At 42.3% G+C, this 13,602-nt stretch carries 17 protein-coding genes; 7 read left to right on the top strand and 10 right to left on the bottom strand.

The genetic code is table 11. The features are described 5' to 3' along the window. The first annotated feature begins 29 nt into the window (after positions 1-29). Positions 30-491, top strand: coding sequence for a DoxX family protein (locus tag AAFN85_RS26525; protein ID WP_347530905.1), 462 nt, complete (start codon positions 30-32; stop codon positions 489-491). After that, positions 488-1,369, top strand: coding sequence for a pirin-like C-terminal cupin domain-containing protein (locus tag AAFN85_RS26520; protein ID WP_347530903.1), 882 nt, complete (start codon positions 488-490; stop codon positions 1,367-1,369). Before AAFN85_RS26525 ends, AAFN85_RS26520 begins: the two co-directional genes overlap by 4 nt. Positions 1,370-1,460: 91 nt before the next feature. Here AAFN85_RS26520 and AAFN85_RS26515 read toward each other — a convergent pair whose 3' ends face one another. The 4 genes from AAFN85_RS26515 to AAFN85_RS26500 form a co-directional block, all read right to left on the bottom strand. Beyond that, complete coding sequence (locus tag AAFN85_RS26515) at positions 1,461-3,251, bottom strand: cytochrome c peroxidase (RefSeq protein ID WP_347530901.1); 1,791 nt, start codon at positions 3,249-3,251, stop codon at positions 1,461-1,463. Continuing rightward, a complete protein-coding gene (locus tag AAFN85_RS26510) occupies positions 3,235-4,587 on the bottom strand; it encodes an alkaline phosphatase family protein (protein ID WP_347530900.1) in 1,353 nt (450 codons plus the stop codon). Before AAFN85_RS26510 ends, AAFN85_RS26515 begins: the two co-directional genes overlap by 17 nt. A 19-nt stretch (positions 4,588-4,606) precedes the next feature. Next, complete coding sequence (locus AAFN85_RS26505) at positions 4,607-5,404, bottom strand: polysaccharide deacetylase family protein (protein WP_347530899.1); 798 nt, start codon at positions 5,402-5,404, stop codon at positions 4,607-4,609. Between the two features lie 105 nt (positions 5,405-5,509). Further along, positions 5,510-5,881 carry a hypothetical protein gene (locus tag AAFN85_RS26500; protein ID WP_347530898.1) on the bottom strand — a complete coding sequence of 124 codons (372 nt, stop codon included), beginning with the start codon at positions 5,879-5,881 and terminating at the stop codon, positions 5,510-5,512. Positions 5,882-6,111: 230 nt separating this feature from the next. Here AAFN85_RS26500 and AAFN85_RS26495 point away from each other — a divergent pair, with 230 nt between their 5' ends. The 4 genes from AAFN85_RS26495 to AAFN85_RS26480 are packed head-to-tail and all read left to right on the top strand — an operon-like array spanning position 6,112 to position 7,782. Then, on the top strand, positions 6,112-6,492 hold the full coding sequence (locus AAFN85_RS26495; protein ID WP_347530896.1) for a DoxX family protein: 381 nt from the start codon (positions 6,112-6,114) through the stop codon (positions 6,490-6,492). A 53-nt stretch (positions 6,493-6,545) separates the two neighbouring features. After that, positions 6,546-6,863, top strand: coding sequence for a metalloregulator ArsR/SmtB family transcription factor (locus tag AAFN85_RS26490; RefSeq protein ID WP_347530894.1), 318 nt, complete (start codon positions 6,546-6,548; stop codon positions 6,861-6,863). After that, on the top strand, positions 6,863-7,366 hold the full coding sequence (locus AAFN85_RS26485; protein ID WP_347530892.1) for an SRPBCC domain-containing protein: 504 nt from the start codon (positions 6,863-6,865) through the stop codon (positions 7,364-7,366). The genes AAFN85_RS26490 and AAFN85_RS26485 overlap by 1 nt, the downstream gene beginning before the upstream one ends. 2 nt (positions 7,367-7,368) lie before the next feature. Beyond that, positions 7,369-7,782, top strand: coding sequence for an SRPBCC family protein (locus AAFN85_RS26480; protein ID WP_347530890.1), 414 nt, complete (start codon positions 7,369-7,371; stop codon positions 7,780-7,782). A gap of 96 nt (positions 7,783-7,878) precedes the next feature. Here AAFN85_RS26480 and rfaE2 read toward each other — a convergent pair whose 3' ends face one another. Genes rfaE2 through gmd form a run of 3 tightly spaced genes read right to left on the bottom strand, consistent with a single transcriptional unit; the run spans position 7,879 to position 9,951 of the window. Next, complete coding sequence (gene rfaE2, locus AAFN85_RS26475; RefSeq protein ID WP_347530888.1) at positions 7,879-8,379, bottom strand: D-glycero-beta-D-manno-heptose 1-phosphate adenylyltransferase; 501 nt, start codon at positions 8,377-8,379, stop codon at positions 7,879-7,881. Positions 8,380-8,391: 12 nt separating this feature from the next. After that, complete coding sequence (locus tag AAFN85_RS26470) at positions 8,392-8,799, bottom strand: response regulator (protein ID WP_347530887.1); 408 nt, start codon at positions 8,797-8,799, stop codon at positions 8,392-8,394. A gap of 36 nt (positions 8,800-8,835) precedes the next feature. Continuing rightward, complete coding sequence (gene gmd, locus AAFN85_RS26465; protein ID WP_347530885.1) at positions 8,836-9,951, bottom strand: GDP-mannose 4,6-dehydratase; 1,116 nt, start codon at positions 9,949-9,951, stop codon at positions 8,836-8,838. Between the two features lie 168 nt (positions 9,952-10,119). On the opposite strand from gmd, the gene AAFN85_RS26460 reads away from it, so the two are divergent. Beyond that, positions 10,120-10,380 carry a hypothetical protein gene (locus AAFN85_RS26460; protein ID WP_347530883.1) on the top strand — a complete coding sequence of 87 codons (261 nt, stop codon included), beginning with the start codon at positions 10,120-10,122 and terminating at the stop codon, positions 10,378-10,380. Between the two features lie 21 nt (positions 10,381-10,401). Here AAFN85_RS26460 and AAFN85_RS26455 read toward each other — a convergent pair whose 3' ends face one another. Genes AAFN85_RS26455 through AAFN85_RS26445 form a run of 3 tightly spaced genes read right to left on the bottom strand, consistent with a single transcriptional unit; the run spans position 10,402 to position 13,602 of the window. After that, complete coding sequence (locus tag AAFN85_RS26455) at positions 10,402-11,706, bottom strand: WcaI family glycosyltransferase (RefSeq protein ID WP_347530881.1); 1,305 nt, start codon at positions 11,704-11,706, stop codon at positions 10,402-10,404. A gap of 57 nt (positions 11,707-11,763) precedes the next feature. Continuing rightward, positions 11,764-12,651 carry a class I SAM-dependent methyltransferase gene (locus AAFN85_RS26450; protein WP_347530880.1) on the bottom strand — a complete coding sequence of 296 codons (888 nt, stop codon included), beginning with the start codon at positions 12,649-12,651 and terminating at the stop codon, positions 11,764-11,766. Between the two features lie 51 nt (positions 12,652-12,702). Beyond that, positions 12,703-13,602, bottom strand: a complete 900-nt coding sequence (locus AAFN85_RS26445; RefSeq protein WP_347530879.1) for a glycosyltransferase family 2 protein — start codon at positions 13,600-13,602, stop codon at positions 12,703-12,705.

The raw sequence follows: 13,602 nt of genomic DNA, 5'->3' as shown, positions 1-13,602 counted from the left end.
CTGTAATTTTGCTTTCATAATTTATAACAATGAAAGCACTAATTAAACAGATCACACAAACAGAGGCACAAAGTTCTGCCTTAATTTTACGTATAACATTGGCCCTTGTACTTTGGCCGCATGGTGCGCAATTATTTGCCGGGCTATTTGGCGGGTATGGTTTCAGCGCGTCGATGGGATATTTTGAGCAGCAGGGCTTATCGGCAATTATCAGCTTCTTAACCATTTTCCTTTTATTTTTCGGGACTATCTTCATTCTTTTAGGCTTGTTTACCCGTCCATTCGCTATCGCCTTTATTATACTTTTCCTGGGCATGATCATCAAGGTACACCTGCCAAGCGGCTTTTTCATGAATTGGATGGGCAACCAAAAAGGCGAAGGCTTTGAATACCATTTATTGCTGATAGGCATTGCCGTAACATTGCTAATTATGGGCGGTGGCAAACTCAGCATTGATAGGTTCATTAGCCGTGAGGAGAAAGTATCATGAGTGATTTAAAAATGTCGCCGGTTGTTAGCGCTTTGCTTAGCGGCAATAACGTATTCACTGCTAAGCGAATCTCTGGTCAACAGTTAGATGGCCTTTTAGATCCCATTATAGGTTTTGATCATTTTCAATTATCAAGTGATGTTTTCGGTCCGCACCCACATGCCGGGATGTCGGCAATAACTTATTTGTTTGAAGATTCCGCACCTTTCAGAAACCTCGATTCGATAGGTACAAACCTTGTGATCCAGCCCGGAAGCCTGCAATGGACATTTGCCGGCAGGGGAGTAGTTCATAATGAGTTTCCCGAAATTGACGGACAGCACATTAATGGCCTTCAGCTTTTTATCAATATACCATCGGCCAAAAAGCAGATGGTGCCGGCCAGTTATCATATTCACAGTGATACAATTCCGGAGATAAATGAAAACGGTGCGAGGGTAAGGGTTGTATCTGGCAGTACGGGAAATACCATAAATGAAGCCGCTACTCCCGAACCTTTAACGTTTCTGGATATGTTTTTGCCCGCGGGTAGTTCATATAAACACGCTTTACCTGCCGGTTGGAACGGAACAGTTTACTTAGTTACGGGACAGTTGAAGTTAAGTAATAAGGCCGGTGAGCGGTTACTAAATGAAGGAGACGTTGTTGCGATGGGAGGGGCATTGGCAGATGAGACGATCAGTTTTGAGGGTATCCGCGAAAGCCAACTCCTCTTTATCAGCGGAAAAGCGATCCATGAGCCAATATACCAGGCAGGTAGTTTTGCCATGAGTTCTGCCGCCGAACTTTCAGATACTATGGAGGCCTATAAGCATGGCAAGATGGGTTTTGTTAAGGTTAAAGGCACAGAGAGGATTGTTACCTTGCCTGTTGACTAATCGGTAGCCTTGAATTAAACAAAAAAAGCAGAGGACTGGTTAAACAACTGCCCTCTGCTTTTTTTGTAAATAAATAAGTCCCTCCTGTAAACTACTGGCTGTTTAAAGCTTTCAAAAAATCGATCAACTCCTGTTTCTCTTTTTTTGTGAGTTGTAATTTATCTGGCGATAAGGTTTGATTTGGAACATTCAGCCCCTTGCCGGCACCGCCGCCCTGATCGTAAAAATCAATCACTTCATCAAGCGTTTTATAAATTCCATTGTGCATGTAGGGGGCTGTTTTATCAGCATTCCGCACCGTGGTTACCTTAAACGCGTAATGATTGAATTGATGCGGCTGGATAGCAAACAAACCTGGATCAGGGTCGATAATTTTGCTTTTCGGGCTTTTGGGCACGCCTATTACCTCGGCTTCCATCTGCATATACCGTGGCGGTAGCGTACTGTTAAACAGCGGCATGTAATGGCAGGTGGAGCAACGGGCTTTCCCCATAAACAAATTAAAACCATTAACCTCGGCTTGGTTAAGTTTTGCTTTATCGCCCCGCATATACAAATCAAACCGGCTGTTAAGCGCGGTTAAGCTGCGTATGTAACTGGCGAGGGCGTTCTTGATCTCGGCGGTATCAATAGCCGAGCGGTTTTTGAGCGGGAAAGCCTCGGCAAATAAGGTCTGGTAAGTTTTATCCTTCCATAGTTTTTTTGCCGAGAGTTTGATATCGCCATGCATCTCATCTTTATTGCTCAATACATCAACCGCTTGATCTTCTAACGAGGCGGCGCGGAGATCATAAAACTGAGCCGGTTGCAACGCCGCGTTAATCAACGTTGGAGTATTTCTGAAGATAGTTTTTTTACCGGTGACATCAATGTTTTTGGCCAAACCATCGGTAAAAGCTTTTTCTGGTTGATGGCATGAAGCACAGCTCCGTGTCATGGTACCGGATAATTGCGTATCAAAAAATAGTTTCTTGCCGAGGGCTATTTTTTGTACAGTGGCAGAATCTTCGGGCGCGTTTATATATGCGTTGCGATTAAATGCGTTAACATCAAAAAGCGTAGCCGCATCCTGGTTCAATAAGCGGTTGTAGCGGATGTCTGGCAGGTTTAGCGATTTGTGCAGGCGAGTTAGTTCTGTAGTAAGTGGATTGGCATATCTGGTAATAAATTCCGCGCGGTTAAAGCTATTAAAAGCTACTTTGCGCGAGAGGTATTGGGTAGCCTTTTTAAAAAGTCCATTCAATGGGCCATTATCATCTTTGGCGTAACGTAGGGTGACTTCACCCGCACTATTCAGTGCCGCGGCAGATTCTTTAAAACATTGCCGGGCAAGTGGATCATCAAAATCATTTAAGCCCAAAGCTTCAATCCTGAATACTTCAAACTTAATGGCATCCATTATTTGCCAATCCTGCGGGGTGGCATGATTAAAATAATCCCTGAACTCCTGGGCGTTTGATGCAAGTTTGCTTACTAAAGCTTTTTGTTGTTTTTTGGAAGATGGGGTAACCTGCGGGAAGATTAATCCCTCAAGTAGTTGCAAGCCCTCGGGCTGGATCACCTGTCCGCTTAGTTCAGTTTCGGGTACAGGCGGGCCATTCACTTGTCGCGCGGTAAGCGGATCAAAATATTCGGTAGCCCATTCTATTCGCTTATAAGCAAGGCGCGCCGATCTGAATCGTTGTTGCAGCACCCGCTTATCACCGGTTTGGTCAACAGCCTTTTGCAAGCTTTTTACCGCTGTTATAAAGCTGTCGGCCTGTAGTACCAGTTTTTCGCGAACGGCCTCAGATACCGATGCGGGCGGAGCATGAAAACTCAGCAGGCCGCAGCCAACTATGGCCAGCAAGCCTGCTGTAATTGCTTTAAAAGTTGAACGCATTACTTAGTGGATCAGCATGCTGATCGCGGCTGTTAAGCGGTTTTAGCCCCCATCTTTTTTCAATAAATGATAGGATACTCACCGTTTCGTAACTGGTATGGTCAACAAATCCTTTTTTAGCAAATGGCGAAATAATGATGGCAGGGATACGTGTGCCTGGTCCCCATTTATCTATTTTAGGTGGGGCTACATGGTCCCAAAAGCCTCCGTTTTCATCATAGGTTAAAATGATCACGGCATCTTTACCGTTAGGGCCGTTTAACACCGCATTGATCAGCTTAACAGCATGGCTTTCTCCGGCTGTAACTGTGGAGCCGCCCGGATGTTCGTTTTCCAATCCTAAAGGTTTAACAAAAGATACCGCAGGTAAGGTGCCTTTTTGCGCTGCTTCAAAAAACTCGGTCTCGTCACGCAGGTGTTTTTTCCTTTCTTCTGTTCCCTCTGCATAGCGGGTGAAATAAGCAAAAGGCTGGTGATGAAAAGCAAACGTTGGATCAGCTTTTCCTGCCGCGGCATCGTTCCAACCTCCTGAATACCATGTCCAGTTAACACCTTTATCCGAAAGGCGGTCGCCGATTGTTGGGTTGGTTTGGTTGGGTACTAAAGTTGCCGGGTTAGCGCCTTTAGGGTGCAGGTTTACCGAGTTTGATGTATTAACCGCGTAACCATCAGGAGTAACCGAACCATCTTTTATCAACTTGCCGGATGCATCTACCTGTGCTTTGATGTTTTCGGGAGCGTTGCGAAACTCAGGAGAAGCTGCGGCTACAAGCCACTGGTGATTCAGGAATGATCCGCCGAAAGCGCTGTGAAAAAAATGATCGCAAAGGGTATATTTTTTCGCCAGATCGTACAATGGCAAATTGGCTGTGGTATAGTAGCCCATTGTTAAGCCTTTGGTATAATTGTACAAGGCAAACTTGTCCATCTTTCCACCATTTATCTGCATTTGCTCCTGGTAAAAAGCGTGGGTTACATCGGGCGTGGCCTGATCGGCAGCAACGTACTGATCAATGTTGTAATAATTGTTTGGCAAGTTGGTTGGGAACGCTGTACTGCGTGGTACGGGCGGCAAAGTAGTGTATGGTTTACCTTCGGCATCCAGTTGGATAACGTTCTCAGGCTTAGCCTGTGCCAAACCGTCGGCACCTTTAAATTGCCCCCATAGGTTATCGAAACTGTGGTTTTCCATGTAAATTATAACCACATGCTTTACCTTTTCAATTCCTTTGGGTTCGGGTTCAGGATAACGCCATGCCGAAATACCGAGGCTGGTAACAGCGGCCAGCGCTACCGGAACAAAAAGAAGCCTTCTATTTATCGATCTTTTTTTCATTTGTTTGATGATGTATAGTTTAAATTTTTTGAGCTTTTAAGGGGATCTGTTTATTGATATAGTCCATGCCTTGCTGAAAGGTTGGCATCCATATTTCTTTTTTCTGAGTTTGCAGGTATTTGATCAACTCCTGGTGGGCTTCGGCCGAGATGGTGATATAATCGCCACCTATGCCATGAAGCATAATGATTCCTAAACCGCCGCTTTTTTGTACTTTCTTTACAAAGGCTATTAGTTGCTCGCCGCTTTCGCCGCCTTCCAATCCGTAAGAAGGAACACGGAAGGGGTCAAGATGCTCGAAATCTGTAATAAACGCTGTCGAATCCCCGCCTGCACGGGCGTATTTAACTAAGGTATATTTTCGGAGTGAGTCGACATAGTCTTTACCACCTACAATAGTTTCAGCACAGGGATAGGCGAAAGTTCGCTTGGTTTTACCATCTACCGCATATAAAAAGCGGTCCATTACTTCTATCTCGCGGATGATCTGGTAGGCGGTATAATGATCTGACGGAACTGGATTATCATCCGTGCCCGCGCATGGATGAAATACGGTATGGTTGCCCAATTCAAAACCACTTTTTGCAAGTGCACGCCATTGGGGTATAGAAACACTGTCGATATCGCTGGTGAGAAAAAAAGTGGCATTTAACTTAGCGGCCTTTAATTGCGGAACAGCCGTTTTTAATTGCGATGGCAGAGCATCATCATACGTAAGAATGATGGTTGCTTTTTTATCATCAGGCCACTTAACGGAAACCTGCGCGTTTACGGCCATGCTTGCAATTAAAAGAATTATTGATAGAATAGTTTTCATATTATTCTAAACATCGAAGAAACGTAATGTTTGTTAATTTAAAATTATCTCAGGGTAACCAAAACTTGCTGCATCGGGATGCTTTATGCAAGTTCAAGATACAATTCAGATCCTGAAACAGGATAATAGGGAAGGAGTACTATTGGCCTTTCTGTAAAATAAGGCGATAGCAGTAGTTGTCAGTAAAAATGCCAAGTAGCCTGCCGGTAATTGCGACTGGTATTGTGCATAAATGGTAGAAAGCCGTTTTACCGGCAACCGGAAATCATGAGCAGGGGCGCGTTCTTCAACCGTAGCTTTATCATGCCAGCCAAAATAATCGTCTTTTTTCTTGATGAGGCGTTGCAGAAGGCTTGTTTTAACCGGGTTCTTTTTTAGGTTATCGCCGCTCGTAAGTTGGTAAATTAGATATGGCCGTAACAGGAGCATCATTACCCCGATACTGAAAACCAAAATATTTACCGTTTTTCTGTTCATTTGAATTAGTTGCCTGTAACGAACATTGCAATATTAAGCTAAGTTGCCCACAAAACAAATAACGTATCAGGATTGCGACAATTGGTGTCCCGTTCATCGCTTTGCCGGTGATATTTGATTTTGGAATGATCTTATTTCTTAATGAAATTTATTCTGTAAAAACCTTGTGAAACTGATTGGTTGCGTATATATTTGCAACTAATCAGTTTCCAATTTAAACTTAAACAATTATGAAAAGTAAAATTTTGTTTGTGCTTTGCCTGTTAACGGGCTTGATGTTCATCAACGCCGGGTTGAATAAATTTTTTAACTACATGCCCATGCCTAAAGATATGCCCGAGAGCATGATGAAGTTAATGCAGGCATACGCTACCATTGGTTGGTTAATGCCGCTTGTAGGCGCGGCAGAAGTTATTGGCGGTTTATTGCTCATCATCCCCGTAACAAGGGCATTAGGTGCAGTGGTGCTTGTGCCGGTGTTAACGGGTATTGTTATTTCTAACATCAGCAGCTCGCCGTCGGCTTTGCCTATCTCATTGGTTATGGCCGCTGTTGTGCTTTGGGCAATTATTGAAAATTGGCAAAAATACCTGCCGATGGTGAGGAAATAATTTGAAGTTTTTAGCCCGATTGATTAGGGTATGTGTATAAATAAAGAGAACCAGTGAGAAGAGATATTTTTCAGGCCATTGCCGACCCTACGCGAAGGGCTATCATCGCCTTGATTGCCATACAGGCCATGACCCCCAATGCCATTGCCGAACATTTTGACAGTACGCGACAGGCCATTTCAAAACATTTAAAAGTTTTAACCGAGTGCCAGCTTTTAAAGCAGGAGCAGCAGGGTAGGGAGATCTACTATCAGCTTGAAATTGATAAAATGAAGGAGGTAGACAAATGGCTGGAGCAGTTCCGCAAAATTTGGGAAACGCGTTTCTCACAGCTCGATGACCTTTTATCAACCTTAAAAAAACAAAACTAATGAAGCACAATTTGCAGTTTGATTTTATTGCCGATAAACAAAAAAATACGCTTACCATAAAGCGCGAATTTTTGGCCGGCAGGCAATTGGTGTGGGATTGCTACACCAAAAGCGAACTGCTCGACCAATGGTTTGCCCCCAGGCCTTTAACCACCAAAACAAAATCGATGGATTTTAGTGAGGGCGGGCATTGGCACTACGCCATGGTTGAGCCTAATGGCACCGAATATTGGGGCTTAACCGAGTATGTAAAAATAGCCCCGATTGACTATTACACCGCCCTTGATGCCTTCAGTAACGCCGAAGGTACTATAAACGAAGAGCTGCCCCGTGCCGAATGGCTGGTGAATTTTACCGATAAGGATGAAAACGCGCTGGTGGAAACCATTGTAACCTACAAATCGTTATCTGATCTGGAAACGGTTATCCAGATGGGCATGGAGCAAGGCATGATAGCCACGCTCGAAAAACTCGACGAACTATTACTAACCTTAACAAAATAAACATGAGTGAAAAGATAACAGTAACCGCAACGGTAAATGCCGATGCAAAGAAAACATGGGATTATTATACCCAACCAGAGCATATCACGCAATGGAACTTTGCGGATCCATCATGGCAGTGCCCTTCAGCCTTTAACGATATGCGTGTAGGCGGAAAATATTCGGCACGTATGGAAGCTAAAGATGGTAGCTTCGGTTTTGATTTTGAGGCTACTTATGATGAGATAGTTGAGGGAGAAAAGTTTACTTATACCATGCCAAACGGAAGGCAAGCAAGTGTGGCGTTTAAAAGCAATGGCGATCAAACTGATGTAGCTGTTACTTTTGATCCCGAAAATCAAAATTCGCTCGAAATGCAGAAGAATGGCTGGCAAGCTATTTTGAATAGTTTTAAAAACTACACTGAGGATAATTAAATTATCAAACTGTATATAAATAAAAAAGGCACTTTCAGGATTAAATCCTAAAAGTGCCTTTTGCTTTTTGATAGCTTTAATAGAAAGTTGGTGAATTTACATTTGCCCGCTTATTTTTTTGATGATATTGGTTGATGAATAGCCCTCAATAAAATTGATGGTTTTTACTTCGCCGCCGTTGGCTATAACTTCTTTGCCGCCAACAATGTTTTCTATGGCATAATCGGCACCTTTTACCAATATATCGGGCATCAGCTCTTTAATAAGGTTTAAAGGGGTATCCTCGTCAAACAAAATAACGGCATCAATAAAAAGTAAAGCTGCCAGCAGGGCTACACGGCTGTTTTGGTGGTTAATTGGGCGGTCATCGCCTTTTATGCGTTTTACCGAACTATCGGCGTTAACACCTACAACCAGTTTGTGCCCAAGCTCGGCCGATTTGGCGAGATAGCTTAAATGACCAATGTGCACCAGATCAAACACTCCGTTGGTAAAAACAACTTTGTTGCCCTCCAACTGCCAGTTTTTAATTTTTTGCTTTAAAGTGGGCAATTCGTCAATTTTCCCTAACCAAATTTCGTCAATACTGGTTTTCATATATTATAGAATTTAATTTTTAACCGGCAATCCATCGCCAAATATTTTGGTCAACATCGGCAAGGTGACCGGCTTAACTATATAATCTTTAACAAACGAATACCGTTTTGAGCGCGAAATATCCACTGGGTCAATTGACGAACTTATAACGTAAATATTTATCGACTTGGAAATATCTTTCCTTATCTTTTTAAAGCGCTCTAAAAAGTCCCATCCGTTCATTATGGGCATATGCAGGTCGAGAAATATAATATCGGGCAGTTCATCGGCATTATTTTTATGCTTATTTAAAAACTCGAGTATTACCGTTCCACTATCACTATGCATGGTGCCATCTTTCTCCGAAGAAAAATAACGCCCCAGCATCCTATCTAAAATAAAATGCTGGATGGGTTCGTCGTCAATTATTATTAGTTTCACCTGTTTGGGGTTTAGGCGGTTAGGGTTTTGTACTGATTATTCGTACTGGTTTTTAATTTCGTAACCCAACTCTTTCAATATGCGTTCTTTTCTGAAAACATGAATGTCGGATGTAACCATATCGTTAACCAGCATTTTTAGATCGTATTTTATTTTCCAACCCAGTTTTTCAATGGCTTTGGTTGGGTCGCCAATTAGCAGATCAACCTCGGTAGGGCGGAAATAAGCTGCATCAACGGCAACTACTTCTTTTCCTATCTCAATCAGGTAATCAGGATTTGAGCATGATGTTACGTAGCCCTTTTCATTTATTCCTTCGCCGGTAAATTCAACCTCTATACCCAGCTCGGCAAAGGCCATTTTTACAAATTCCCTAACCGGCGTGGTAATACCTGTTGCTATAACAAAGTCTTCGGGTTTTTCCTGCTGAAGGATCAACCACATGGCTTCAACATAATCTTTAGCATGGCCCCAGTCGCGGCGTGCATCAAGGTTGCCCAGGTATAATTTATCCTGCAAACCAAGGGCTATCTTCACAGCGCCACGGGTTATTTTACGGGTTACAAAGGTTTCACCGCGTAAAGGGCTTTCGTGGTTAAAAAGAATACCATTACACGCAAACATACCGTATGCTTCGCGATAGTTAACAGTTATCCAATAAGCATAAAGCTTAGCAACAGCGTATGGCGAGCGCGGGTAAAAAGGTGTAGTTTCTGATTGCGGAACAGCCTGTACCAAACCATAAAGTTCGGAGGTTGAGGCCTGGTATATTTTAGTTTTTTTGTTAAGCTGCAATATTCTTATGGCTTCTAACAAACGCAGGGTACCTATACCATCGGCATTGGCTGTGTACTCAGGCGTGTCAAAACTAACCTTTACGTGCGACATGGCCCCCAGATTATAGATCTCATCAGGCTGTACCTGTTGTATGATCCTGATCAGGTTGGTTGAATCAGAAAGATCGCCATAGTGCATAATAAAATTGCGGTTTTCATCGTGCGGATCCTGGTAAAGATGATCGATACGCTCGGTGTTTAAAAGCGAGCTACGCCTTTTTATACCATGAACAACATAATTTTTTGATAACAACAATTCGGCAAGGTAAGCACCGTCCTGGCCGGTGATACCTGTAATAAGGGCTATTTTTTTCATGATAATGGTGAATAAGTTTTTGCTTTAAAAAGCAGCGTATTAGCAAGCGGCTGCACTATTGTAGGTTATGGATATTTGGGGTAGAAGTTTTTTTATAAAAAAAATGAAATAAGTGATGAAAAAGTAAAACTATTAACAATCAGACCCGTATAAATAAGAAAAAACAAATTGGAACAGTACCTTCACATAACTTTGAACAGCACTTCTGTAATGGCCGAATCTGCTTTAGGTAATATGTATGTAACTGATATGGAATATGATCTTACTTATTCCGGAACAGTGTCGGTGTTTGAAGAAGTGGGCAATACGTTAAAGATTACTTTAACCGATGTTAAGGTTTACGAATATTCCTCATCCAATTATTTGTTTTCTGAGCCTGAGATTTCCTTGTCTCGCCCTAAAAATAAACTCCACATCGAGAAAGTTTGACGGCGTTAAAGGAGGCGGTTATTAGTTCTTCAATTCAAGGTAATCTATCGGTGCGCCCTTCTCTTCATCAAGATCAACAGAAGGCGGGCGGTTTTCCAAAATATTCATTATTTTTTTAAGAATGCTGTTCTTGTTAAGATGATTTTCAGCATAGATCCTTCCGTTTAATTTTACCGAGCTATTATCGCGGGTACAGCATGAATATATAGCATCTTTTAACGAACTCGAGTTTTCTGACGGAATGATGATCCCCATTTGGTTATCATTCACCACTTCAAACAGGTTTGTGCCTGGTTCGGCGGTAATGAGCGCTAAACCTCCAACAGCCAATATGGTAGTAAGCTTTGAAGGCATCACTAAATCGCCGGCACTTTTTTTCTGAATTATAAGGTGCACATCGGCCATATTCAAAAAGTTATTGAACATGTTAGGCTCCTGCAACGGTAAAAAGTGTACGTTATTCAGTTTTTGGTCGCGGGCGCTGGCTATCAGTTTTTCTTTATAAGGGCCGGTGCCGCATATCACAAATTTGATAAAGCTCGATTCCTGCAATTGCTTAGCTACGGTTAAAATAGCATCAAGCCCCTGTTTTTCACCAATACTACCCGAGTACAGTACAATTTTATCATCCTGGTGAAAACCCCATAGTATTTTAAGCTCGGCGCTATCATACAGAGGACAGTAAGCCGTTGTATCAACCCAGTTAGGAAAAAACAATACGTTTTTATCCGTTTTGTTCGATATTTTTTTGAGCATGCCACTGGAGATTGTACTAACATAATTCACGCTTCGCATAATTCTTTTCTCCATGCCAAAAAGCACTTTAAACACGGCTTTCGATTTGATCATCTGTAAATCGCGTGCGGCCTCAATCTGTAGATCCTGGATGTGGTAAACTATTTTACCGCCTTTAAAAAAGCGATAATACATTCCCAAAAAACCTAAATGGAAAGGTGGGGCCATGCAAAAAATATAATCTTTTTTAGGCTTGAACAAAAGGTATGTAACCATTACCAAAGCCGATAAAAAGAAAGTAAATTCGTGAATTAATCGCTTTAAACCGCTCGGTTGTTTAGGCACGTACATGGGGCAGCGATAAATGTTCAGTTTGCCATTTTTCAAAGTTTCACGCGTGTAAAACCTGTTTTTGTAGGGCTTTTGCACTTTCCAATATGGATAATACGGAAAAGAGGTTACAACATTACATTTAAAGTTGTTTTCTGTTAACCAATCAACCATTTCGCCAGTGTATTTACCAATGCCGGTAAGCTCGGGCGAAAAGTTTATGCCAATGATAAGTACACTTTTTTTAGCTGGATCTAACATAGTCAATAGTCTTAAAAGTGTTAAGGGGATTTAAATAGGGGTATTAAAATCGATACTTCAGATATTATTTTTTGTAGCTACGCACATTAGGGTTAGTGCGCTTTTGCCGGCAAACGGGTTTCGGCCCGAAAGCAGGTTACCCATTTGGTATTTAAATTCAGGCTTGCCTTTTTTTCCTTCCAAAACCTCTTCGCCAAGCTCGTGGTTATGGGGGTAAACATTTACCTTAAAGCCAAGTGGCTCGAGTATGCCCTTGAAAAAATTCTCGGTTACGCCGTGCCCGGGTTTATGGTGAATTTCGCAGGCAAGTCCCCAAAATTGCTGACTTGATGTTTTATGAAAACCACGTCCGGTTAATCTGTATATCAGTTTACGGCTGTTCCACAAAAGCTTGGCAACACCTTTATAATCCCAGGCGCTTAACTGCGGATCATGATCTGTTACCAGTAAGCCTCCTGGTTTCAATATCCGTGCGGCCTCAGCCAATACAGCGCCCATATCTTCGCAATGGTGCAATGCTGCATTCAGCGTTACGATATCCGCGAAGCCCGATACAAACGGAAGTTTTGTGGCATCGGCAAGTACGCTGGTATATCCTAATGCTTCGGCCAGTTCGAGCGAGGTAGGCGCCACATCAATACCGATAAGTACTTTAGGTTTGCCGCCAAGGGTTGCAAAAATATTGCCCGGACCGCAGCCAATATCTACTACAACTTTATTGTCCCAGCTTCCCATTGCCGCAAGCCATCTTTTTTTGAATGAATCGCTGCGGTGACAGTAGGTGAGATACTCTTCGGCCCACTCGGGGTTGTTAAAGTAAAAAGCGTTGGCTTTAATAGCTTCAGTTTCATCTTCAATGGCAAATTCAATGTATTTACCTTTTTTGTAGAATTGAGTTCCGTTTTTTACAAATTGTTTAACTGGTTGTTCATAAATGGTTTCCATAGTATATTATTGGTTTAGATTGATATGTACTTGGAGGTAACCGAGGGGCGGCTATGATAATTCTTTGTGCAACAAGCCCATGGCTTGCTTTTCATTAAGATCAAGACGGGGAGTATCAGTTGTGTTGGCTTTGATCGTATTTTTTCTGGCCAGTTCGATCTCCCTCATTTTTATCTTGATCATATGCTCATAAAATGAAAGGTTAATACAGTAAGTTAAACCAGGAGTCCCTTCAATAAAGCCAAGGTTAAAAACATAGGCATGAATAAACCTTAATATTGGCCAACCCGGTACTTTAATAAGCCACGATTTTAATGCAGGGTTACGGGTGCTGCCGTGTTTACTAAAAATGTTTTTAAAAGGAGGGATGTTATCCAGCCGGGCTATGGCCTCTAAAGTTGAATAGCGGTTATGGCGCTCTATCCAATGCGACCAGCCTTTTGAAAAACCGTAATGAAGGTAGGGCACTTTCAAATATCCAACGCTACCTAAAACTTCATCCTCTTTTTGTCCGTGCCCAAAATCGGTGTAAGTAACTTTTCCTTTGTTAACCACCCGTAGCTGCCATTTCGGGAAATTGTCCGAATTTTTTAACCACCTGTTTTCAAGCATCATTTTCCAGCAGCAATAAAAACCTGCTGTGTTAGCGTCAGCGTTTTTTACGTTGCTTAGCAGGCATGCGGCAAACTCGGGAGTGGCAACCTCATCTGCATCCAGAAAAAGGATCCAATTGTATTTGGTTTCAATATTTTCGAGGGCGAAATTGCGTTGTTTGCCAAAGCTTACAAAGGGGTTTATGGTAACTTTTGCACCATAGGCCATCGCAATTTCGCAGGTATCATCTGTGCTTAACGAATCAAGCACATGCACATCGTCTGTCCAGCTTAAAGAATTTAAGCATTTTGGAAGATCAGCTTCTTCGTTTTTAGTGAGAATAATAACTGAGATCAT

This window comes from Mucilaginibacter sp. CAU 1740 (assembly GCF_039839285.1).
Classification (GTDB): domain Bacteria; phylum Bacteroidota; class Bacteroidia; order Sphingobacteriales; family Sphingobacteriaceae; genus Mucilaginibacter.
The sequence above is the reverse complement of the archived record's forward strand: the minus strand, read 5'-3'. Positions and strand labels throughout refer to the sequence as shown.